This is a genomic window from Roseobacter sinensis, from assembly GCF_025755255.1.
Taxonomy (GTDB): domain Bacteria; phylum Pseudomonadota; class Alphaproteobacteria; order Rhodobacterales; family Rhodobacteraceae; genus Roseobacter; species Roseobacter sinensis.
The window spans coordinates 175,793-198,078 of record NZ_JALIEB010000004.1; the positions used below are offsets into that span (position 1 = coordinate 175,793).

Below are 22,286 nucleotides of genomic sequence, written 5' to 3' on the forward strand. Positions count from 1 at the left end.
TCACACGCCCTCCTTCACGGCAACGGGTTGCGGGTCGTCTCGGGAGGGGTCGATATCCATCGGGTGTTCGGGATCCTTGACATGGGCGCGCCGCGCGAGGCGCGAGAAGCTTTCCAGCGACAGCATCACGGCGCCGACCACCGCGAGGAAGACGCCGAGGTCGAAGAGCGCAGCGGTCGCCAATTCGAACTCCTGGAAGGGCGGGATGCGCACGTAGGTGAAATCTGAGGTGAGGAAGGGTTTCGACACAAACCACGACCCGATGCCGGTAAGCCCCGCGATCAGGACGCCTGCGCCGATGATGCCGTGATAGGGATAGCGCAGGCGCGCCGAGGTCCAGCCAAAGCCGCTGGCCATATATTGCATGACCACGGCGATGGAGACGACCAGCCCCGCGATGAACCCCCCACCCGGTTCGTTGTGTCCCCGCAGGAAGATGTAGAAGCCGACCATGAGCACAACCGGCATCATCACGCGGGTCAGCACCACCATCATCGTGGGGTGCATGTCGCCCGCGCGCGGCTGGTCGGGTGTGCGGTTCAGCAGGCGCGCCCGCACCGGTCCGGACAGCAGCGTTTCGGTCAGCGCGTAGATCAGCAGCGCGGCTATGCCGAGCACGATGATCTCGCCATAGGTATCAAAGCCCCGGAAGTCCACGAGGATCACGTTGACGACGTTCGTGCCGCCGCCGCCCTTGTAGGAATTCGCCAGGTGGAACTGCGATATGGGCGAGGTGACCGCCTCGCGGACAAGGAAATGCCAGGCCATTCCCATGGCGGCGAGCCCGCCCGCGACCGCGATGGCCGCATCCCGCGTCCGGCGCATCACGGTGCTCTCCAAGGGCGTCCGGTTGGGCAGGAAATTGAGCGCAAGCAGCAGAAGGATGATGGTGACCACCTCGACGGTGATCTGGGTCATCGCGAGATCCGGCGCGCTGAAGAACACGAAGCCGACCGAGACCATCAGCCCCGTGATTCCGATCAGGATCAGCGACAAAAGCCGGTTGCGGTGCAGGAAGACCATGCCGAGGGTGGCTGCAACCAGCATCAGCCACCCCGCGGCTGCCATTGGCGTGATGGGCTGCATCTCGCGTGTGGCAGCCGCCACCGAACCGGTCGCCCAGGCGTAGTAGCCCGCGCCGATCACGGTGACCGCCATGATCGCGCCATAGCGCGAGAAGGCGCCGTTGTGCAGACCATGGATCACCCGCTCCGCCAGCGCGACGACCGCTGCGATGAGTGCTTCAAAAATGGTCTTGGCCTCGGGGCGCGGGGCGGCATCCCACATCCGCAGCGCGGGGTTGAAGACCGTCATGAGCAGCAGGCCGCCCACCACCGCGGCAATCGACATGAAGAGCGCCGGGACCAAGCCGTGCCAGATCTTGATGTATTTGACCTCCAGCTCGCCCACCCCGCCGATCACGGATTTGGCGACGAGGAATACGAAGTCCTGAACGAGGAACGGGGCAACGCCGATCACGACAACCAGCACGACGAGGATCGCCGGGGGCAGCCACATGCCGGCGCCGGGATCATGCGGCTTCGTGGGGTAGTCGTCGCGGACCGGGCCGAGGAATGTGTGCCCGATCAGGCGGAAGCAATAGGCGGCGGAGAAAAGCGAGCCAAAGGTTGCAAGAGCGGGGACCAGCCACCACGCGCCAAAGAGTGTGGTATGGGTCGCCTCCTCCAACATCATTTCCTTGGAGAGGAAGCCGTTGAGGAAGGGAATGCCTGCCATCGACAGTGCTGCGATGGTTGCAATCACGAAGGTGATCGGCATCAGGTGACGCAACCCGCCCAAGCGTCGGATATCCCGCGTATGCGCTTCGTGATCGACGATTCCGGCCGACATGAAGAGCGCGGCCTTGAACGTCGCGTGGTTGAGGATATGGAATACCGCCGCCATCGCACCAAAGGTGGTGCCTGTCCCCAGCAGCATGGTGATCAGGCCGAGGTGGCTCACGGTTGAAAAGGCCAGAAGCGCCTTGAGGTCATGTTTGAAGAGCGCGATCACCGCACCGATCACCATCGTCAGCAGCCCAGCCGTGGTCACGATCACGAACCACTCCGGCGTGCCCGACAGCACCGGCCACATCCGCGCCATCAGAAAGATCCCGGCCTTCACCATCGTGGCAGAGTGCAGATAGGCCGACACAGGCGTGGGTGCCGCCATCGCGTGCGGCAACCAGAAATGGAAGGGGAATTGTGCGGACTTCGTGAAACAGCCCAGCAGGATCAGCAACAAGGCAGGCACATAAAGCGGGTCGGCCTGGATGAGGTCGCGGTTCTGCAGAATGACGCTCAGGTCGTAGCTGCCTGCGATCTGGCCCAGGATCAGCATGCCACCGATCATCGACAGCCCGCCCATGCCGGTCACGGTCAGCGCCATGCGCGCGCCCTGGCGGCCTTCGGGCAGGTGCTTCCAGTATCCGATCAGCAGGAAGGACGAGAGCGACGTAAGCTCCCAGAACACCAGCAAAAGCAGGATGTTATCGCTCAGGACAATCCCGACCATCGCGCCTTGGAAAAGCAGGAGATAGGTGAAGAACTCCCCCATGTTGTCGTCGCGCGCGAGGTACGAGCGGGCATAGGCGATGATCAGGAGCCCGATGCCGAGGATCAGAAAGGCAAAGAAGAACCCAAGCCCGTCGAGCATGAGCGTGAAGTTCATACCAAGGCTCGGAATCCAGTCGACCCGCGCTGTCACGACATCGCCCGCAAGCACCGCCGGCAGGTTGGTCAGCAAACCGATGAAGGCCGCCAGCGAGACAGTGAACGTCAGACCCGCGCACGCCTGCCGGCCTGCGGAGTTCATCAGTCCAGGAAGCAATGCACCCAAAAATGGCAATGCAACAATCAGGAAGAGGGACACAGGAACTCCTGTCATTCGGGCGGAAAATTCCACCATTATCTGTGTCAGAACGGGGCGCTTCTCAAGTCGAACCGACGAAAATCGGCAGAAAATGCGATGTTGAGGTTTTTGTGTCGCCACTTGCCTCCAAGACAGCGTCGGAGGCGACCTGCTCAAAAGCGCCGATGCCACCGACGTACTGCTCTACCGATGGACCGAGGCGGCCGGATGGCATAGAAGCAGGGGTGGTGCGTCCGCACCGGTCTGCCTCCAACCACGCATCGGCCCATGAATATCCAGCAAATGCGCATCTTGATCGCGGTGATCGACGAAGGGTCCTTCGCCGCGGCGGGAGACAGCGTGGGGCGGTCGCATTCTGCCATCAGCTTGCAGATCAAGGCGCTCGAACAGGAGCTCGGCCTGGCGCTCTTCGACCGGATGGTGCGTCCACCGGCTCCGACCCCGAAGGCCAAGGCTCTGGTCGACCACGCGCGCAAGGTCGTGAAGCTCTTCGATGCGACGCAAACCATCGTAACGGGTCAGGTGGTTCACGGTCGGCTCAGGGTGGGCGCGGTGCCGACGGTTCTGGGCAGCTTCCTGCCGGGCGCGCTTGCCACGCTTCGCACGCATCATCCGGACCTTTCGATCGATGTGCACAGCGGCGGCTCGGACAAACTGGCCGAGCAACTGCAGCGTGGGGCACTCGACATCGCGATCTGCACACGGCCGCCGCAACCGATGGCCGGGCTTGCTTGGCACCACATCGCGCGCGAGCCCTTGGTGGTGATTGCGCCCGAGGATACGGCCGGTGGCGAGCGCGATCTGCTCACCTCCAACCCCTTCATCTGGTTCAACCGGAAGACCTGGGCCGGTGGCGCAATCGAATCTCACCTTGAAGCTCGGGGGCTCGAGGTCAACGCCACGATGGAGATCGACTCGCTTGATGCCATCGAGACGCTGGTGCGGGAGGGGCTTGGGGTGTCGATTGTCCCGGTCTGCCGCGGCCGTGAAGCCAGCTGGCCGGGCCTGCGCGCTGTGCCGTTCGGCGACCCGCCTTTCGTGCGCGACGTAGGTGCACTGCTGATGGCTGAGGCGCCGGAGGACCCGCTGATCAAAGCGTTTCTGAGAGCGCTATAGATTTTGTTATTCTCACATTATCTGCGAGGACAACTCACTAACATCAATAATTCAAAACATGTTACGGTCGATCCAGCAACTCGAAAGTGACACGATGTTCGATCAAGACCTTGAGCCGACCCATTCCCTTTTCCTGGATGATATGGAAACCGCGCTGAAGGCGCGCGCGCGGGCCTTTGCCGAGCGCGTGCTGCGTCCGCAGGCCGTTGAGACCGACCGGACCGAGACCTATCCTGCGGCGGTTGTGTCGCAAATGGCAGAAGCGGGGTTTATGGGAATGTGCGTGCCTGAAGATCTCGGCGGGCCCGGGCTTCGCTGCGCCGACATTGTGCTGGTGGTGGAAGAGTTTGCGCGCTGCTGCGGTGTGTCGGGCCGCATCGCCGTCGAAGGCAACATGGGGGCGGTCGGGGCGGTCCTCGCTTATGGAACGCCTGAACAGAAGGAGATTGCCGCGCGTCATGTATTGGCCGGCGACAAGCCCGCCATCTGCATCACCGAGCCCGGCGCGGGCAGTGCGGCGACCGAGATGGTCACAACTGCGACCCGGCACGGCGATGCCTGGGTGCTGAATGGGATGAAGCACTGGATCACCGGCGGCGGCGTGTCGCGCCTGCATCTCGTCTTTGCGCAAGTGGTGGACGATGGCGCGCCCAAGGGGATCGCCGGCTTTCTGGTCTTCCCGGATGACGACGGCTTCGAAGTTGGCGCGCGCGAACCCACGATGGGCTTGCGGGGAATTCCGGAAACGGCGCTGCATTTCAACGGCATACGGCTGCCCGCCGATCGCCTTCTCGGGCCTGCAGACGGCCCCGCCTGCGGCTTTGCGCGTCTGATGGATGCCTATAACGCGCAACGTGTAGGCGCGGCCACTGTCGCGCTTGGCCTTGCGCAATCCGCCTTTGAAAGCGCGTGTGCCCATGTCAAATCGCGCCAGCAATTCGGGCGCCCGCTGGCGGAATTTCAGGGCTTGCAATGGATGCTCGCCGATATGGCGACGCAGATCGATGCGGCTCGGCTGATGATCTGGCGCGCGGCCAAGAGCGCGGAGCAGCGAGCAAGCGGGTTCCCGGATCCCATGCTGGCGGCACAGGCCAAGGTCTTTGCATCGGAGATGGCGGTCAAAGTGACCAACGACGCGCTGCAACTGCACGGTGCGAGCGGATACTCCCGCAACGCGCCCATTGAACGGATCGTCCGGGACGCCCGGATGTTTACCATTGGAGGGGGCACAGCCCAGATGCTGCGTAACCTGATTGCGGGCAAGGTGCTTGACATGAAAACGCCGCAGACCCGCGCCGGGTATCTGACGCAGTAGGCGCGCATCTCCGACCCAGCACGGGCCACAGCTCACGCGACGCCCGCGTCCGCTTTTCGCGCCACAGTTGAAGTGATGCGACCGGCCGACCGTCGCAAATCCTCTCGAATTTTAGCCGCCTTTCCGCGGTGTTCTCTTGCAATGCGGTGCCATTTGGGGCCTTCTTGACGGGTAATCAGTGCTGCGCGATGCCGAAAGTATCATCGGAATGCCCTCGAACGAGACCACGCTCAAACCGCTGTCCAACGCTCAACGCGCGTTGCAGGAACTGCGCGAGATGATTTTTTCGGGCCAACTCGCGGCTGGATCGAACCATCTGGAATCCGAACTTGCCGCCCTTCTCGATATGTCGCGCACGCCTGTGCGCGAAGCCGTGCTGATGCTGGAAGGCCAGGGCCTGTTGGAGCTGAAGCCCCGCAAGGGCGTGCGCATTCTGCCCGTCTCTCCGGATGACATGCGCGAGATCTACGACGTTCTGACAGAGCTGGAGAGCCTTGCGGCCGAACAGGCGGCACAGCGGAACTACGACGCGAATGATCTCGCCGACCTGGGACAGGCGATCGAGGACATGGAGCGCGCTCTGGCGGCCGAAGACCTGGAGGGATGGGCGCTGGCCGATGACCGGTTCCATGCCGAGCTGGTCCGCCTGGGCCAGAACCGCAGGATCGAAATGATCGTCAGCATGATGCGCGATCAGGTCCGCCGCGCGCGGGCGACCACGCTCTTCATGCGGCCGCTGCCGCTGAAATCGAACGAAGCGCACCGGCGGGTCTACCAGGCGATCGAGCAGGGGGATGCGGATATCGCGCGTGCGGCACACCGCGCGCATCGGCAGCAGTCGCGTGAAATGCTGGTGGATCTTCTGGAACGCCACCGCCTGCGGGCCCTGTAGGCCGCCCTCAGCCGCAAGACCGAGCTGTACGAGGCCCCGATGCCGCCGCGGCAGACGGCTTGACTTCCCCTTACCCAAACGGTGTATCTGGCGCGAAAATCAGGCCCCAAAGGAATCCTCCGATGCACGCATACCGCAGCCACACCTGCGCCGATCTGACCGCCGAGAACGTGGGCGAAACCGTTCGCCTCTCAGGCTGGGTGCATCGCGTGCGCGATCATGGCGGGGTTCTGTTCATCGACCTCCGCGATCATTACGGGATCACGCAGCTGCTTTGCGATCCGGACAGTGCGGCCTTTGGCGAGGTGGAGAAGCTGCGCGCCGAATGGTGCATCCGGATCGACGGCGACGTGAAGGCGCGTGATGCCGCATTGGTGAACCCGAAAATTCCCACCGGAGCGATCGAGGTCTTCATCCGCGAGATGGAGGTTCTGGGTGACGCCGGGGAGCTGCCGCTCCAGGTGTTCGGCGATCAGGAATACCCTGAAGAGACCCGTCTGCGGTATCGCTATCTCGATCTGCGGCGCGAGAAGATGCAGGCCAACATGGTGCTGCGCTCGGATGTGGTTGCCTCGCTCCGCCGCCGCATGTGGGACAGCGGCTTTCGCGAGTATCAGACGCCGATCATCACCGCCTCCAGCCCTGAAGGCGCGCGCGACTTTCTTGTGCCGTCGCGTTTGCATCCCGGCAAGTTCTACGCGCTGCCGCAGGCGCCACAGCAATTCAAGCAGCTGCTGATGGTCTCGGGCTTCGACAAATACTTCCAGATCGCGCCGTGTTTCCGCGATGAGGATCCGCGCGCCGACCGCTCGCCGACCGATTTCTATCAGCTCGATTTGGAGATGTCGTTTGTTGAGCAGCAGGATGTCTTCGACGCGATCCAGCCGGTGTTGACGGGCATCTTCGACGAGTTCGGTGGCGGCAAGACCGTCGATCAGGAGTGGCCGCAGATCTCTTACAAGGATGCGGCGTTGTGGTACGGGACGGACAAGCCCGACCTGCGCAACCCGATCAGGATGCAGCTGGTTTCGGAGCATTTTGCAGACTCAGGCTTTGCGATTTTCGCCAAGCTGCTGGAGCAGGAAGGCACCGAGATCCGCGCGATCCCGGCGCCGGGCGGCGGCAGCCGCAAGTTCTGTGACCGGATGAACGCCTTTGCCCAGAAAGAGGGGCTGCCGGGCATGGGCTACATCTTCTGGCGAAAAAAGGATGCTGCGGTCACGGAAGCAGAAAAAAGAGCAGTTATTCAAGAAACCGGGAGAATGATCGCCCTTGAAGTCATGGAAGGTCAACCGAGAGCTGCCGAAAAGGCTGCGCAATACTGGGACGATAACTTTCCTGCCGAATGGCATGATGGAGCAATGACAGAGTTGATTGCAGAGCATCTCAAAAATGGAGAGCCTGAACGCGCGAAACTGATAATTGATGGGGTCTATGGCGACTACGAAGCGGCCGGACCGCTGGCCAAGAACATCGGTCCCGAGCGAACCGAGGCGATCCGGCAGCAGCTGGGGCTCGGCGTTGGCGACGCCGCCTTCTTCCTTGGTGGCAAGCCCAAGACCTTCGAGGCGATCGCGGGCAAGGCGCGTAATGTGATCGGCGCCGAGCTTGGTCTGACCGACGAAAGCCGGTTTGCCTTCGCCTGGATCGTGGACTTCCCGATCTATGAGAAGGACGAGGACACCGGCAAGGTCGACTTCGAACACAACCCCTTCTCGATGCCGCAGGGGGGCATGGCGGCGCTGGACGGCGATCCGCTCGACGTGCTGGGGTATCAATATGATCTGGCCTGCAACGGCTACGAGCTGGTCTCGGGTGCGATCCGGAACCACAAGCCAGAGATCATGTTCAGGGCCTTCGAGATCGCAGGCTACGGCGAAGACGAGGTGCGCAAGCGCTTCGGAGGCATGGTCAACGCCTTCCAATACGGGGCGCCGCCGCACGGCGGTTGTGCTGCTGGCATCGACCGGATCGTGATGCTGCTGGCCGAAGAACAGAACATCCGCGAGGTCATCCTCTTCCCGATGAACCAGAGGGCCGAGGACCTGATGATGGCGGCACCGTCCGATCCGACCAGCGATCAGTTGATGGAGCTGGGATTGCGGATCATTCCGCAGGAGTGACGGCCTCTCCGGGGCGGCTGCCCGGGGATCACGCGCGGCCGCTCTGCGGCCTCGCCCCCGTCCTTCCTCGGCGCATCGGTGCCGCGGACGGCGGTGGAGTGGAGTGCGCTCTGTCCAGGTTCCACGCCGGGTTTGGCTGCCTCTGCCAAAAAGGTGAGCGCGACGCACGACGTCGGATCCCTATGACCGCGCCGTGAGGCCGAGACGCTCAAAAGCAATTCGCCTTGAACCTGCATCCCCTGTTGCGGCCTGATTTCAATGAAATCGACGCAATAGGCGATGTGCTCTTTCTCAACTCGAAGGCGACACGATTTAGATCGCGAGTTTCTGGGTCAGGCGTTCCTGGATCAAACCGGCGATCTTCGCGGTCTCGGTGGTGGCAGGTTCGCCAGCCGCGCGTTTCTTGGCCAGCGCTTCCGCCGCCTGCTCCAACACCTGGTCCTGCGCGGAGCGTGCCACACCGCCGAGGAACTGCGCGACGTAGTCGAGCGATTGCTCATCGGGCGGATCCTCCAGCACATCGGCGATATGCGCCATATCGTCCTGGAAGGCCATGCGGTCGGGGTGGATGATCTCGTCAGGCAACTCGCGCAGCCCGGTGGGTTGCCGGTCGGCCGGCAGATTGGAGAGCACGGCCTGCTGGAACAGCGCAAGCGAGGTGATCGGCTTTTCCAGAAACCCATCCGCGCCGGCTTGCATCGCCAGCTCTTCACCGTCGATGTCGCCTGAGGTCCCGAGCACGACATCGACGCGCGGCTCGGTCTTCGTCAGCTCGGAGATCAGATCGATGCCATTGCCGTCGGGCAGGCCGATATCGACGATCACCACGGAGGGGCGATAGACCTGCAGGTGGCGCCGCGCCGAGCGCATGCAGTCGGCACGGCGAATCCGCGCCCCGCTGCGCAGGCACAGAAGCCGCATCGCCTCGCAGGCAAATCGGCTGTCCTCGATCACAAGTACCGTCAGGCCCAACAGGGGGCGAGATGCGGTTGGTGCGGGAATAGTCGCTGCGAAGGGGTCCGTTCTATCCATGATCGTCTCCGGGTGACTCGAGTCGCCGGTCACCATGGCGTACAGATGGCTAACAGCACGTTAATGGCAGTCCGGCGCCCGCGGCGTTGCGTCCCTTGCATCTGCCAGGGGCCCGCAGCATAAGCAGCAGCAGTTGTGCACAACCGGAGCAGAGACGATGATCGGACGCCTCAACCACGTTGCCATTGCCGTGCCGGATCTGGACGCCGCCGCCGATCAGTACCGCACAGCACTGGGCGCAAATGTCGGTCCGCCACAGGACGAGCCCGACCACGGTGTGACGGTTATCTTCATCGAATTGCCCAACACCAAGATCGAGCTGCTCTATCCCCTTGGAGAGAACAGCCCGATCCAGGGGTTTCTCGACAAGAACCCCGCGGGCGGCATCCACCACGTCTGCTACGAGGTCGATGATATTCTGGCAGCGCGGGACCATCTGATGCAAACGGGCGCGCGGGTGCTGGGCTCGGGCGAGCCGAAGATCGGGGCGCATGGCAAACCCGTGTTGTTCCTGCATCCAAAGGACTTCAACGGCTGCCTCGTCGAGCTCGAGCAGGTCTGACCGTCAGGAGGCTGCCTCATGGGCATTACATCCGCGCTTGTGCTCTTTGCCGTGATCTGGTCGATGACCTTCCTGATCGTGCTTCCGATCCGCGTGAAAACCCAAGGGGATCTAGGTGAGATCGTGCCGGGCACCCACGCAGGCGCGCCGGAAGTTCACAACCTGCGCAAGAAGGCGTGGATCACCACGTGGATCAGCCTCGTGCTCTGGGCGATCATCTCGGCCATCATCGTGTTCGAGGTGATTACCGTGCGCGATCTTGACTGGTTTGGCCGTGGCTCCCCTGCGGCGCCAGCAAGTGAAACAGGTGAGTAAAGGTCGCGGCACCCAGGATCGGAATGATCAGGTTCAGAAGCGGGATCGTGAGCGGGATGGCCATCAGCGTGCCGGCGGCCCAGATCGTCAGCATATGGCGTGAGCGCAGCACCTTTGCCTCCTTGCGCCCGACCCGGCGCAGGGCCGCCAGCGTGAAGTATTCCCGGCCCAGCAGGAACCCGTTCAACCCCCAGAATATGAAGAGCGCGGCAGGGGCAAAAATCAGATAGAGGATCAAGGCGGCCAGATTGGCCGCGATCAGTACCCCCAGGAAGTTCACGGTATCGCGCAGCGCGTCGCCGAAGGGCACCGAGGTGGCGGGCGGAAGATGCGGGTAATGCTCATCCTCGACCGCCTGTGCGACGGTTTCAAGAAACATCGAGGTGATGGCCGAGGCGACCGGGATCATCAGGAAGGACGACAGCACCGCCAGCAGCAGCGCCGAGCCCCAGCTGACCAGATCCTGCAGCCAAGAGACCTCGCCGATGAACCAGATGGTTGTGGTCTCGCCGACGAGGCCGGAAATCAGCCAGACGAAGGCCGCCGAGGCCGCAATCAGCAAGGCGAGCGTCAGCGCCAGTCCCAGCAGCAGCACGCGCCGAAACCGCCGGTCCGTCATCTGCCCAAGCGCGCTGAAAAAGGCGGTGAGGATCATTGGCTGAGCCAGGTGGTGAGTGCCGGGACATCGGGCCGCGGCCTTTCCGGCGGCGCAGATGTCTCAGTGCCGATATGAACGAAGCCGGCGATGCATTCGTTCTCGGCCAATCCAAGTGCGTCCGTCATGAAGCTGCGATCGTGGCTCGGCCAGCCGCTGAGCCAGTTGGCACCCCAGCCTGAGGCGAGGGCGGCGTTCAGCAGTGCAAGGCAGACACAGCCCGCCGAATAGCTCTGTTCGCGTGGCGGGATCTTCTCGGATGGTTTCTGCACCTCGATGACCGCCACAGCCAAATGCCCATCGTCGAACTGTCCACGGCCTTTCGCGATCTGATCCGCCGGCAGACCGAGCGCCTCGCCGCGCGCCTGTGCGACCGTGGCCAATCGCGCCATCGCCGCTTTTTCGATCACGATGAAACGCCACGGCTCCAGCTTGCCATGATCCGGTGTGCGGGCTGCTGCGACCAGCAGCGGTTCGAGCTCTGCCGCGCTGGGGACGGGTTCGGCCAATGTCTTCGCGGGCCGCGACCGGCGGGTGGTCAGAAAGTCGAACGCATAGGGGTTGGGTGTCGGCATGATCAGAGGTCTCGTGCGAAGCGGTCGATTTCGCCTTTCAGGAAGGCATCAAATCTGGGGTTGGGCTGACGAATGTTCAATGCCTCGGCCAGCGGATCGGGGGCGGTGATTGTGCTGCCCGAGAGCGCTTCGAGCGTGGCGTGGCCGCAAAACGGGACGTAGGCCTCGGAATACCCGCCCTCATGAACCAGCACGAGGCGCCCCTCGCAGTGCCGTTCGGCTGCCGATTTCACGCGCGCGGTCATCTCGCGGAAGGTCTGCGCCGTGGCCAGCATCCGGGCCAGCGGGTCAATGGCCGAGGCGTCGAACCCGCAGGCGACGATGATCAGATCCGGCGCAAAGGCCTCGATCTGAGGCAGCACGATCCTGTCCATCGCGTGCAGGTAGGCCGTGTGACCCGCGCCGGCCGGCAGCGGCAGGTTGAGATTGCAGCCCTCCCCGGCCCCTTTTCCCCGGTCGCTGAAGGACCCGGTGTCGAGCGGATAGTTCCCCTCCTGATGGATCGAGATCGTCAGCACGTCGTCGCGCTCGTAGTAGATCGCCTCTGTACCATTGCCGTGGTGCACATCCCAGTCGAGCACGACGACACGGTGCGCGCGGCCCTGCGCCTGCGCCTCTTCGATGGCGATGGCGATGTTCGCCAGCAGGCAGAATCCGTTCGGGAAATCGGGTAGGCAGTGATGGCCCGGCGGACGCGAGAGCGCATAGGCGTTGTCCAGCGCGCCCGTGGTGACGGCCTCCACTGCGGCGACGGCCAATCCGGCGGAGAGCGCCGCGATTTCATAGCCGCCTTTGGCAAAGGGCGTCCGGCGGCCGAGCTCTCCGCCACCTGCATCGGACATCGTCTTGAAGGCATCCAGATAGGATTCGGGATGGACGCGCAGCAGCATCTCGCGGGTCGCTTCCGGCGCGCGGCGCATGTCGAGCGCGTCCGAAAGGCCGGTCACATCCATCAGGTTCTTCAGCCTGCGCTTTGTCTCGGGGCTTTCCGGCAGCCCACCCGCGGCAAGCGGTTGCACATGGCCGCCGATCGGCAGCGTGAAGGTGTAGTTTCCGCCGGCATGCCAGAAACACCGTTCGTCCCAGAAAAAGCCTGTCGCCATATCCACCCTGCCGCTCGTTCCGGCGCAAAGTGGCCGAGAGTACGGGAATTGTCCATGCGTCGGGGGCGAGGATGAGGGATCGGGGCACGCTCAGCCGGCCTCCGCAATGAGCGCATCGATATCGAGCGGATCGTTCACCATCGCCAGACCTCCATCCGGGTCGCGTGGCCATTCCTCGGGCGCACGGTCGCGATATAGCTCGACACCGTTTCCATCCGGATCCCGCAGGTAGACGGCCTCGCTCACACCGTGATCCGCCGCACCGTCGAAGGGAATGCCTGCCGCCCGGACGCGCTTGAGCACCGCTGCGAGGCTGCGCCGATCCGGGTAGAGGAAGGCCGCATGATAGAGCCCGGTATGACCCTCCGGCGGCGGTGCCCCATTCTTGCTGTGCCAGGTATTCAGACCGATGTGATGATGATAACCGCCAGCCCCGAGAAAGGCCGCCGCATCGCCGTATCGCTGGGTGAGCTCGAACCCCAGCAGATCGCGATAGAATGCGATCGCGCGGTCAAGATTGGCGACTTTCAGATGAACATGGCCAATCATGGCCGCGCCTTGCCTTGTCATGCGGGTGCTCCAATTTATTTACATAAGAGTAGTTTTAACGCCGCGCGTTCCTTGTGCGAGATGCACAAACGCGCAGCACCTGTGCGGTGGCGTTTGTTGCAGATCGGCGAAATTTCGCCCTTTCCGCCGTGATGTATGAGACTCGTTTCGCCACTTATGGTAGCATCCAAAGTCGACCTTGGGGGATAACTCTATGTTTCGCTTCGCAAATTCGCTGACGCTGTACGATATCGTACGGAAAATAGGCGCTTCTCCGCGGACTGTGGCCGCGGCCGTTTCGGGTTTCGTGATGATGTTACTGGTTGTGCTCTTTACCAAAGCGTTTTTTGTCGTGCTCTTTGGCCTGATCGGCACCGCCGCCGGCTATGTGCTGCACAATCTGCACAAGGACGATAATCCGATCCCGGCACTGAGGTCGGTGTTTGGCGTGCGCCGGTCGCACGCGCTGGCTCTGGGCAGCGTCATCGCCGCGCTGATCGCGCTTATGCTGTTCCTCGAAGGGATCGGCGCCTCACCGGACGCGCCCTTCACCAAGGCCGCCTTCACCTGTGGCGCTTACGGGTTCTTCGCCTTCAGCCTGTCGTCCTACGTGTTTGGCCGCCAGGCGCTGTCGCGCGCCCGGCGCAAGCTGGCCCGCGCCGGGGTCGAGCAGACCCACATCTGGCAGAGGAACGCAGAGGCCTCCCGCAAGAAGGGCGGCGCGATGAGCAACGTCTTCTAGCGCAGGGTTTTTAGCGCACCATCCCGACGATGTCGTAGGTCTTGGCCAGAATGGGCGCTGCAATCTCCCGCGCCTGTTCGGACCCGCGGGCGAGGATCCGGTCGATCTCGGCGGGATCGCTCATCAGGCGCGCCATCTCCGACGAAATCGGAGAGAGCTTCGCAACCGCCAGCTCAGCCAAGCGCGGCTTGAAGGTGCCGAACTGTTGCCCGCCGACCTCGGCCAGCACCTCGTCAACCGACTGATCGTTCAGGGCTGCATAGATATTGACGAGATTGCGCGCTTCCGGGCGGTCTTCAAGGCCTGCCGCGTCCGAGGGCAGCGCATCGGGATCGGTCTTGGCCTTGCGGATCTTCTTGGCGATGGCGTCAGCATCGTCGGTCATGTTGATCCGCGAGGCATCCGACGGATCCGACTTGGACATCTTCTTCGACCCGTCCCGCAGTGACATCACGCGGGTGGCCGCCCCTTCGATCACCGGCTCGGTGATCGGGAAGAAATCGACGCCGTAGTCGTGGTTGAACTTCGTTGCGATATCGCGCGTGAGCTCAAGGTGCTGTTTCTGATCCTCGCCCACCGGCACATGTGTTGCGTGGTAGATCAGGATGTCAGCGGCCATCAGCGCCGGGTAGCCAAAAAGCCCGAGCGACGAGTTCTGCGCATTCTTGCCTGCCTTGTCCTTGAACTGGGTCATCCGCTGCATCCAGCCCATGCGGGCCACGCAGGAGAAGATCCAGCCAAGCTGCGCATGTTCGGGCACCTGGCTCTGGTTGATCAGGATGGATTTTTCGGGGCTGATGCCGCTGGCGATGAAGCCCGCCGCCAGCTCGCGCGTGTTGTGCGCGAGATCCGCAGGGTCCTGCCAGACGGTGATCGCATGCAGATCCACCATGCAGTAGATCGTCTCGAAGGCATCGTCCTGCATCTGCACGAAGCGCTTGATCGCTCCGAGGTAATTGCCCAGCGTCAGCCCGCCCGACGGCTGAATGCCGGAGAAGACGCGCGGCGTGAAGGCGGGGGTGGTCATGGCGGGCTCCGTTCTTGCTGGAAAAGCGGTTTGCGCTGCCTTACCCATGGGGCAAAGCATCGTCAAGGAAGGCCCCATGCACGACCACCAAGATCCCTCGCCGGTCAACCCGCTGCCCCTCGTCGTTGTGATCCTGTTCCTGGCGATTGCGCTTCCGGAAGCGGCCTTCGGTCTCGGCGCGCGCGGTCTCATCGGCGGCACCGAGGCGGTGGGATGGCGGCTCGCCTCCGTGCAGGCCTACGCGTTTTCCGGCGATATCTTCGACTGGATGGTGACCAACGGGCGCTGGCTGCCCGAGCATTTGCTGCGCTTTCTGACCTATTCCTTCGTGCACACGAGTTTCACCTCCGCGCTCTTTGCCGGTGTGCTGCTCCTGGCCCTCGGCAAGCTGGTGGGTGAGACCATGGGGCAGGTGGCCGTGCTCGTCCTCTTCTTTGGTGGGGCGGTGTTCGGGGCGCTGGTCTACGCGCTGCTGTTGAACGATCCAACTTGGCTCGTGGGCGGCTTTCCAGCCGTCTATGGCCTCATCGGCGGCTATTCCTTCGTGATGTGGCAGAGCCTGGCGGCCCGCGGCGAGGAACAGCTGCGCGCCTTCAGTCTGATTGCGATCCTCATGGGGTTGCAGCTGATCTGGGGCATCTTCTTCGATGTCGGCAACGGTTGGGTTGCAGATCTTGCAGCGTTCTTCTTCGGGTTCGGTGCCTCTGCAACCCTGGTACCGGGCGGGATTGCCCGTGTGCTGGCGGCGCTGCGGCGGGATTGACAAGAAGAGGGCTTCGCCCGACCTGGAGGGCATTCGCAACACCCATGCTGCGCGCGCCGTGACCGCGCAGCAATCGGTCATGCACATTGAAACGATGCAAAATCGCCCTCCGGGGGGAGGTCGGGCGAAGCCCGGCCTGTCAGCCGGGCGGGACCTCTCTAAATGAGGCGATGACCGATGAACGCTGAAATCTAACGTGACCGCCCCAAAGCCCGCTTGAGCTCGCCAAACCGGATCGCTCCGGTCATATGCGCGACGCTGAAGTAGGTGATCACGCCAATCGCGATCAGGACCGCGAGCGCGAAGGCGCGAATCCATGGCATGCCGAGAAAGGGGCTGAGCAGGACCGTGCCGAGCCAGAGCGCACCGCCCATCACGGCAGAGGCCAGAACCATTCGCCAGATCCGGCCGTGAAAGCGGCCATCGAAGCGGGCGACATCGCCATAGCTGCGCGCCCCCACCCGCAGCAGCGCCACCATCAGCCACGCCGCGACTGTCGTGGCGATCGCGGGCGCGATCCAGCCTAGGACCGGCGCAAGGCCAATGGCCAGTGCGGCATTCGCAACCATAGAAACGACAGCGTAGTGAAACGGCCGCCGGGTATCCTCGCGCGCGAAGAACAGTGGCTGCAGGATCTTCTGCATCACGAAAGCTGGCAGACCGAGGCCGTAGATCGCGACGGCAACCGCGATGGCAGCTGTGTCGTCCACGGTCGCGGCCCCGCGCTGGAAGAGCACCGAGACCAGCGGGAAGGGAATGATCACAAGTGCAACGGCGGAAGGGATCGTCAGCGCCAATGAAACCTCTGCCGCCCGGCTCAGCGCATCTTTTGCGCCCGCGTCGTCCCGCGCCTGCAAGCGCCGCGACAGATCGGGCAGCAGGACGACACCGACCGCGATCCCCACCACACCCAGCGGCAGTTGATAGAGCCGATCCGCCGCAAAGAGCCAGCCCACCGCCTTGTCGAAGTAGCTGGCGACCTGCTGACCGACGAGCAGGTTGACCTGCACGACGCCGCCGGCGAGTGCGGCGGGGATGGCCACCTTGATCAGGCGGCGCATGTCCGGGCTGAGCTTTGGCCACTTGAGCTTCAGGGTGAAGCCGGCCCGTCTGACCGCGATCCAGAGCAGCCCGAATTGCACCACACCCGCGACCGGAATCGCCCAGATCAGGGCCCGCGCGATATCGCCGCCCAGCCAGGCGGCGCTGGCCATCGCACCGATCAGCAGCACGTTCAGCAACACCGGCGCCGCGGCGGCGGCGGCGAAGCGTCCGGCGGCATTCAGCATCCCCGAGAGCAGCGCAGCCAGCGAGATGAAGAGGATGTAGGGAAAGGCGATCCGGCCGAACTCCACCGACAGGTCGAACTGCTCCTGACCTGCAAAGCCGGACGCGAGCCCGTAGATCAGCCAGGGCATCGCGGCCATCGCCACCAGCGTCAGCACAATCAGGACCGAGGCGAGCCCGGCAAAGGCATCCGAGGCAAAGCCGTCCGGGTCCTGTTCCCCTTCGAGCCGCTTCGAGAACATCGGCACGAAGGCCATATTGAAAGCGCCTTCCGCGAAGAAGCGTCGGAACATGTTGGGCAGACGGAAGGCCACCACATAGGCCTGGTAGAGCGGTCCGGTGCCGAGGTAGGCCAGGATCATCGCATCGCGCACAAAGCCGAGGATGCGGCTCATCAAGGTCCAACCGCCCACCGTGAAGAAGCCCGACATCAGGCGGATTGGCCTCACTCCTTGGCCCTTTCAGCGCCCTCTTCGATGGCCTCTCGCAGCTTCTTCTCTAGCGAGCGCTGCTTGCTCTCGGAGTAGTACTTCAGGCCGAACATGTCCTTCACGTAGAAGGTATCGACCACCTGCTCGCCGTAGGTGGCGATCACCGCATTGGCGATGTAGACGTTCGCGGCGGCCAGCGTCCGGGCGAGGTCATAGAGCAGGCCGGGCCGGTCGCGGGTGTCCACCTCGATGATCGTGTAGATTTCCGAGCCTTCGTTGTCGAAGGTGATATGCGTGGGCACCTTGAAGGCGCGCTCGCGTTTCTTGACCTTGTCGCGCGATTTCAGCGCCTCACGGGCCACCACTTCGCCACGCAGGGTCTTTTCGATCATCTGGCGCAGGCGGGGCAGGCGCGCGGCGTCATAGGGGTTCCCTTCGGCGTCCTGGATCCAATAGGCATCCGTGACCATTCCATCCTTGGTGGTATAGCTGCGCGCATCCACCACATTGGCGCCCACCAGTGCCAGCGCGCCAGCGAGGCGCGCGAAGATGCCCGGGTGATCGGCCATGACAAAGCAGGCCCGCGTTGCATCGCGGTCGTCGTCGGGGTGCAGGTCGATGAGGATTTCGCCATCCTTCACGTCTCGGAGCATCTTGGCGAAAGTGACATGCGCGGTCACATGCAACGCCTGCCAGTAGGGATCGTAGTGTCGCGCGGTTTCGGCCATGAGGTCCCTGCGCGGCCAGTCGCTGAGCGCCTCTCGTAGCGCCCGCTTGGCCTCGGCGCCGCGGTTCTCGCGGTTGAGGTCCTCCAGCCCGGTCTCCAGCGCCCGCCGTGTTTGCCGGTAGAGCGCCCGGATCAGCACTGCCTTCCAGTTGTTCCAGGTGTTCGGCCCGACACCGCGGATGTCGCAGACCGTGAGCACGCAGAGCAGGTCGAGCCGCTTGACCTCTCTCACCGCCTTGGCGAAGTCGCGCACCGTGCGCGGGTCGGCGATGTCGCGCTTCTGTGCCATGTCGGACATCAGCAGGTGATAGCGCACCAGCCATTCCACGGTATCGGTGTCGGCCTTGTTGAGGCCCAGCCGCGGCGCGATCTTGCGGGCCATCTGTGCGCCGAGGATCGAGTGATCCTCCTGCCGACCCTTGCCGATGTCGTGGATCAGCAAGGCAGTATAGAGCACCTTGCGATCCACCCCATCCTTGAGGATCGAGGAGACGACGGGCAGGTCCTCTTCCAGCTCGCCCTTCTCGATCTGGGCAAGCGTCTTGATGCACTGGATGATATGCTCATCCACCGTGTAGCTGTGATACATGTTGAACTGCATCATCGCGACGATCGGCTCGAACTCAGGGACAAAGGCCGAGAGCACGCCAAGCTCGTTCATGCGCCGCAGCGCCCGCTCCGGGTTGCCGTGCTTGAGCAGCAGGTCAAAGAAAATGCGCTGGGCTTCGGGCGCAGTGCGCACCTCGTCGTCGATCAGATGCAGGTTCGACTTGATCAGCCGCATCGCGTCCGGGTGGATCAGCATACCTGTCCGCAACGCCTCTTCAAACAGCCGCAACAGGTTCAGCTTGTCGGACAGAAACGTGGCATCGTTGGCGATGCCGATCCGGTTGTTGACAACCTGATAACCCTCTTTGACCTTGGGCCGCCGGCGGAAAATCCGTTCGAGGATCGGCTCCGCCTTGACGTGATCAGCTTCCAGTTTGGTCAGGAAAATCCGCGTCAGATCGCCCACTTCGGTGGCGTGCAGGAAGTAGTCCTGCATGAAGACCTCGACGGCCCGCCGGCCCTTGGTGTCCTCATAGCCCATAGCCTCGGCGACCCGGACCTGCATGTCGAAGGTCAGTTGCTCCGAGGCGCGATTGTTCAGCAGATGCAGATGACCCCGCACCGCCCAGAGAAAGTCTTCCGCCGCCGCAAAGCCCGCGAACTCCTCCTCGGTGAATACGCCGATCGGGATGAGGTCGGCGGCGTGATCGACGTTGTGCACATATTTGGCGATCCAGTAGAGCGACTGCAGGTCGCGCAGCCCGCCTTTGCCCTCCTTGACGTTGGGCTCAACGATATAGCGTTGACCCTGCTTGCGGTGCCGGGTCTCGCGCTCGGCAAGTTTGGCCTCGACAAAGGCGCGCTCCGATCCCGTGAAGAGATCGCTGCGCAGGCGCTTTGTGAGCGTCGTGGCGAGTCCGGGATCACCTGCAAGGTGCCGCTGTTCCAGCAGCGAGGTGCGGATCGTGAAGTCTTCGGCTCCGAGGCGAAGGCACTCCTTGATCGTGCGGCTGGCATGGCCGACCTTCAGCTTCAGATCCCAGAGGATGTAGAGCATCGACTCGATCACGCTCTCGGCCCAGGCGGTGATCTTGTAGGGCGTCAGAAACAGCAGATCCACGTCTGAAAAGGGCGCCATCTCGCCCCGGCCATAGCCACCGACTGCGATCACGGTGAGATGCTCGCTGGCGGTGGGGTTCGGCTTGGGGTGCAACAGGGTCCAGGCGACATGCAGCGCCGCGGTGACCAGCTGATCCGTCAGATAGGTGTAGGAGCGTGTCATCGGCCGTGCCGCGAACGGCGCCGCCGCGAAGGCTTCGGCGATGTGCGTCCGGCCCGTCTTTTGACGCGCCTTCAGCAGCGTGACGGCAGCTGACCGGATCTCGCCGGGCGAAGACAGCCCCTTCACCGCCGAGGCAAGCTCCCGATCAAAGGCGGCCCGGTCGAAGATCAACTCGGGCGCACAAATCAGCTCTCCGTTCGGAGGTGCATGGGCCCGCTGTGCTGTCAGGGACATGGTGCCGCCTCAGAACCCCGCGCCACCGAAGGATTGCGGGGCAGGGCTCACGATCGTCACCTGGGCGTTGTTGATCGTCGCCACGGCGAGGCCGCGCTCGTTCGTACCGTCGGGGCGCAGGCGGAAGATCCCGCTTGCGCCGCGGAACCCGGCGCCCTGGGTGAGGGCCGCGGGTGTCAGGGCGTTGGGGTTGCCTTGGCTGACAAGCGCGCCGATGGCCGCCACGCCGTCAAAGGCCAGCCCGCCGATGGGGTGCGGCAGGCTGCCATAGGCATTCTGGTACTGCGCGCTGAAAGTGGCGGAGGCCGCAGGATCGGGTCCGGCGAACCAGCCGCCCTGTACGCCGGGAAGGCTGAGCGTCTGGGGCGGGATGTCCCACCGGGTCAGGCCCATGAACTGCGCCGTCTGGGAGCTGATGCCCGCCTCGGGCAGCAGTTGCGACAGAAGCGGCAGGGCGCTGGCGGTGTCGGTCGTCATGAAGACGGCGTCGGCCGCATTGCCTTCAACGGCCGATTTGATCTGCGGGATCGAGGCGATCACATCCTGCTGCGACAAGGCGTAGCCGACCGTTCCGACGACCGAGCCGCCCTGGGCGTTCACGGCGTTGTTGATCGCATCGCGCCCCTGCGTTCCAGCAGAATCCTGCCCATGTACGATGACGAACCGCGATTTGCCCTGCCCTCGGGCGTAGCTCACCATCCGGTCCGCGGTGTTCTGGAAGGTCTGGCCGAGCACGAAGACGTTGCCGCCTGCGATCGCCGCATTGTTCGAGAACGACAGCACCGTGATGCCGTCGCCCGCCACCGCATTCCCGACCGCATTCGCTGAAGCTGCGTAAACCGGTCCGAGAATGATCTTGGCGCCTTCGTCGACCGCCTGTTGCGCCCGCGCGGCGGCGGTGGCTGCGTCCCCTGCGGTCTGGTAGACGCGCAGGTCGACACTGGCGCCATTCAGGTCCCGCATTGCGAGACGCGCCGAGTTTTCAAGGCTTTGTGCCAAGATCTCATCTGTGGTCTGACCGGATCCGCTGGGCACGAGCAAGGCAACCGGCACCGCTTCACCGGTGTTGATGCTGGGCCCGCCGCCGAAGCCCGCTCCCGGGAGCGTGTCGCAAGCGGCAAGGAGAAGCGCAACGAGCGGGAGCGCGATCAGGTGCGCGGCCTTGCGGGCGGATGGGAAAACGGCAAACATATGCGGATACTCCAGCAATCAGAATTCGGGCGCAGATGCGCTTAGGCCGCAATCATAGACGTCACGAAAGGCGGGTCCAGCGTTGAATTTCCAAAAGATAGCCCTGAGCGCAGGCCTCTACTTCGTGGGTGTGCCCATCGGAACCGCGCGCGACATCACGCTGCGGGCGCTCGACATCCTGGCCGCGGCGGACGTGCTGGCCGCCGAAGACACCCGCAGCTTGCGGCGGCTCCTGGACATTCACGCGGTCCCGCTGGCTGGCCGGGCGATCGTCGCTTTGCACGACCACAGCAAGACGGCGGTCATCGCCCGGCTGCTGGCCGAGGTGAAGGCGGGGAAATCAGTGGCCTACGCGTCGGAGGCGGGAATGCCGCTGATCGCGGACCCCGGCTTCGAGCTCGCGCGGGCAGCGGCGGCGGCCGGCCTGCCGCAGACCTGTGCGCCCGGCCCCTCGGCGGTGCTGACGGCGCTGGTGCTTGCGGGGTTGCCCACGGACGCCTTTCATTTCGCGGGATTTCCGCCCAACGCGAAGGCCGCCCGCCGGGCCGCTTTCGAGGCGTTGCGGGAGGTGCCGGGCACGCTCGTCTTCTACGAATCCCCGAAGCGGCTGGCGGCAATGCTTGCGGATGCGGCGGCCGTCCTGGGCGGAGACCGGCAGGCCGCCGTCTGCCGGGAGCTGACCAAGAAGTTCGAAGAGGTGCGGCGCGGCAGCCTCGCGGAGCTCAGTGCTAGCTATGACGGCAAGGCCGTGAAGGGTGAGCTCGTCGTTCTGATCGACCGCAACCGTTCAGGTTTTGTTAGCCAAGACGACGTAGAACACGATCTGACCCGGGCCTTGGCGACCATGACCATGCGGGACGCAGTGGACATGGTGGCCAAGGCGCATGACGTACCGCGCCGGCAGGTCTATCAGACGGCGCTCGAGTTGACGAAAGGATGACGGCT

General features: G+C 63.7%; 19 protein-coding genes. 9 read left to right on the forward strand and 10 right to left on the reverse strand.

Features of this window, described 5'->3' with window-relative positions; translation table 11 throughout:
* Positions 1-2,871, reverse strand: coding sequence for a monovalent cation/H+ antiporter subunit A (locus MUB52_RS08220; RefSeq protein WP_263843726.1), 2,871 nt, complete (start codon positions 2,869-2,871; stop codon positions 1-3).
* Between the two features lie 267 nt (positions 2,872-3,138).
* Between MUB52_RS08220 and MUB52_RS08225 the strand changes: the two genes are divergently transcribed.
* The 4 genes from MUB52_RS08225 (at position 3,139) to aspS (ending at position 8,317) form a co-directional block, all read left to right on the forward strand.
* A complete protein-coding gene (locus MUB52_RS08225; RefSeq protein ID WP_263843727.1) occupies positions 3,139-3,987 on the forward strand; it encodes a LysR substrate-binding domain-containing protein in 849 nt (282 codons plus the stop codon).
* 94 nt (positions 3,988-4,081) lie between these two features.
* Positions 4,082-5,302 carry a 3-sulfinopropanoyl-CoA desulfinase gene (acdA, locus tag MUB52_RS08230; protein WP_263843728.1) on the forward strand — a complete coding sequence of 407 codons (1,221 nt, stop codon included), beginning with the start codon at positions 4,082-4,084 and terminating at the stop codon, positions 5,300-5,302.
* 208 nt (positions 5,303-5,510) lie between these two features.
* Positions 5,511-6,194: a GntR family transcriptional regulator gene (locus tag MUB52_RS08235; RefSeq protein WP_263843729.1), complete on the forward strand. Its 684-nt coding sequence runs from the start codon at positions 5,511-5,513 to the stop codon at positions 6,192-6,194.
* Between the two features lie 122 nt (positions 6,195-6,316).
* Positions 6,317-8,317: an aspartate--tRNA ligase gene (gene aspS / locus MUB52_RS08240; RefSeq protein WP_263843730.1), complete on the forward strand. Its 2,001-nt coding sequence runs from the start codon at positions 6,317-6,319 to the stop codon at positions 8,315-8,317.
* 312 nt (positions 8,318-8,629) lie between these two features.
* Here the strand turns inward: aspS and MUB52_RS08245 are convergent, their stop codons facing one another.
* Entirely contained in the window at positions 8,630-9,349 is a 720-nt protein-coding gene (locus MUB52_RS08245) for a response regulator (protein ID WP_263843731.1), read from the reverse strand.
* Positions 9,350-9,506: 157 nt separating this feature from the next.
* On the opposite strand from MUB52_RS08245, the gene mce reads away from it, so the two are divergent.
* Both mce and MUB52_RS08255 read left to right on the forward strand, forming a co-directional pair.
* Positions 9,507-9,911 (forward strand): methylmalonyl-CoA epimerase, encoded by a 405-nt coding sequence (gene mce, locus MUB52_RS08250; protein WP_263843732.1) that lies wholly within the window; start codon positions 9,507-9,509, stop codon positions 9,909-9,911.
* Between the two features lie 18 nt (positions 9,912-9,929).
* Positions 9,930-10,226: a DUF1467 family protein gene (locus tag MUB52_RS08255; protein WP_263843733.1), complete on the forward strand. Its 297-nt coding sequence runs from the start codon at positions 9,930-9,932 to the stop codon at positions 10,224-10,226.
* Here MUB52_RS08255 and MUB52_RS08260 read toward each other — a convergent pair.
* From MUB52_RS08260 to MUB52_RS08275, 4 genes are all read right to left on the reverse strand, one after another.
* Positions 10,156-10,881 (reverse strand): EI24 domain-containing protein, encoded by a 726-nt coding sequence (locus MUB52_RS08260; protein ID WP_263843734.1) that lies wholly within the window; start codon positions 10,879-10,881, stop codon positions 10,156-10,158. The two genes, MUB52_RS08255 and MUB52_RS08260, sit on opposite strands and share 71 nt — an antisense overlap.
* Positions 10,878-11,456, reverse strand: a complete 579-nt coding sequence (locus MUB52_RS08265; protein WP_263843735.1) for a nitroreductase family protein — start codon at positions 11,454-11,456, stop codon at positions 10,878-10,880. The genes MUB52_RS08260 and MUB52_RS08265 overlap by 4 nt, the downstream gene beginning before the upstream one ends.
* 2 nt (positions 11,457-11,458) lie before the next feature.
* Positions 11,459-12,559 (reverse strand): class II histone deacetylase, encoded by a 1,101-nt coding sequence (locus MUB52_RS08270; protein WP_263843736.1) that lies wholly within the window; start codon positions 12,557-12,559, stop codon positions 11,459-11,461.
* Positions 12,560-12,649: 90 nt separating this feature from the next.
* Positions 12,650-13,129 (reverse strand): VOC family protein, encoded by a 480-nt coding sequence (locus MUB52_RS08275; RefSeq protein ID WP_263843737.1) that lies wholly within the window; start codon positions 13,127-13,129, stop codon positions 12,650-12,652.
* Positions 13,130-13,418: 289 nt separating this feature from the next.
* Here MUB52_RS08275 and MUB52_RS08280 point away from each other — a divergent pair, with 289 nt between their 5' ends.
* Entirely contained in the window at positions 13,419-13,850 is a 432-nt protein-coding gene (locus MUB52_RS08280; RefSeq protein WP_263843738.1) for a hypothetical protein, read from the forward strand.
* Positions 13,851-13,860: 10 nt separating this feature from the next.
* Here the strand turns inward: MUB52_RS08280 and trpS are convergent, their stop codons facing one another.
* Positions 13,861-14,877: a tryptophan--tRNA ligase gene (gene trpS, locus MUB52_RS08285; protein ID WP_263843739.1), complete on the reverse strand. Its 1,017-nt coding sequence runs from the start codon at positions 14,875-14,877 to the stop codon at positions 13,861-13,863.
* A 76-nt stretch (positions 14,878-14,953) separates the two neighbouring features.
* On the opposite strand from trpS, the gene MUB52_RS08290 reads away from it, so the two are divergent.
* Positions 14,954-15,640, forward strand: coding sequence for a rhomboid family intramembrane serine protease (locus MUB52_RS08290; RefSeq protein ID WP_263843740.1), 687 nt, complete (start codon positions 14,954-14,956; stop codon positions 15,638-15,640).
* A gap of 191 nt (positions 15,641-15,831) precedes the next feature.
* Here the strand turns inward: MUB52_RS08290 and murJ are convergent, their stop codons facing one another.
* The 3 genes from murJ to MUB52_RS08305 are packed head-to-tail and all read right to left on the reverse strand — an operon-like array spanning position 15,832 to position 21,341.
* Positions 15,832-17,376: a murein biosynthesis integral membrane protein MurJ gene (gene murJ, locus MUB52_RS08295; protein WP_263843741.1), complete on the reverse strand. Its 1,545-nt coding sequence runs from the start codon at positions 17,374-17,376 to the stop codon at positions 15,832-15,834.
* Positions 17,373-20,150, reverse strand: a complete 2,778-nt coding sequence (locus tag MUB52_RS08300) for a [protein-PII] uridylyltransferase (protein WP_263843742.1) — start codon at positions 20,148-20,150, stop codon at positions 17,373-17,375. Before MUB52_RS08300 ends, murJ begins: the two co-directional genes overlap by 4 nt.
* 9 nt (positions 20,151-20,159) lie before the next feature.
* Entirely contained in the window at positions 20,160-21,341 is a 1,182-nt protein-coding gene (locus MUB52_RS08305; RefSeq protein WP_263843743.1) for a penicillin-binding protein activator, read from the reverse strand.
* A gap of 82 nt (positions 21,342-21,423) precedes the next feature.
* Here MUB52_RS08305 and rsmI point away from each other — a divergent pair, with 82 nt between their 5' ends.
* A complete protein-coding gene (gene rsmI, locus MUB52_RS08310) occupies positions 21,424-22,281 on the forward strand; it encodes a 16S rRNA (cytidine(1402)-2'-O)-methyltransferase (protein ID WP_263843744.1) in 858 nt (285 codons plus the stop codon).
* Positions 22,282-22,286 lie beyond the last annotated feature (5 nt).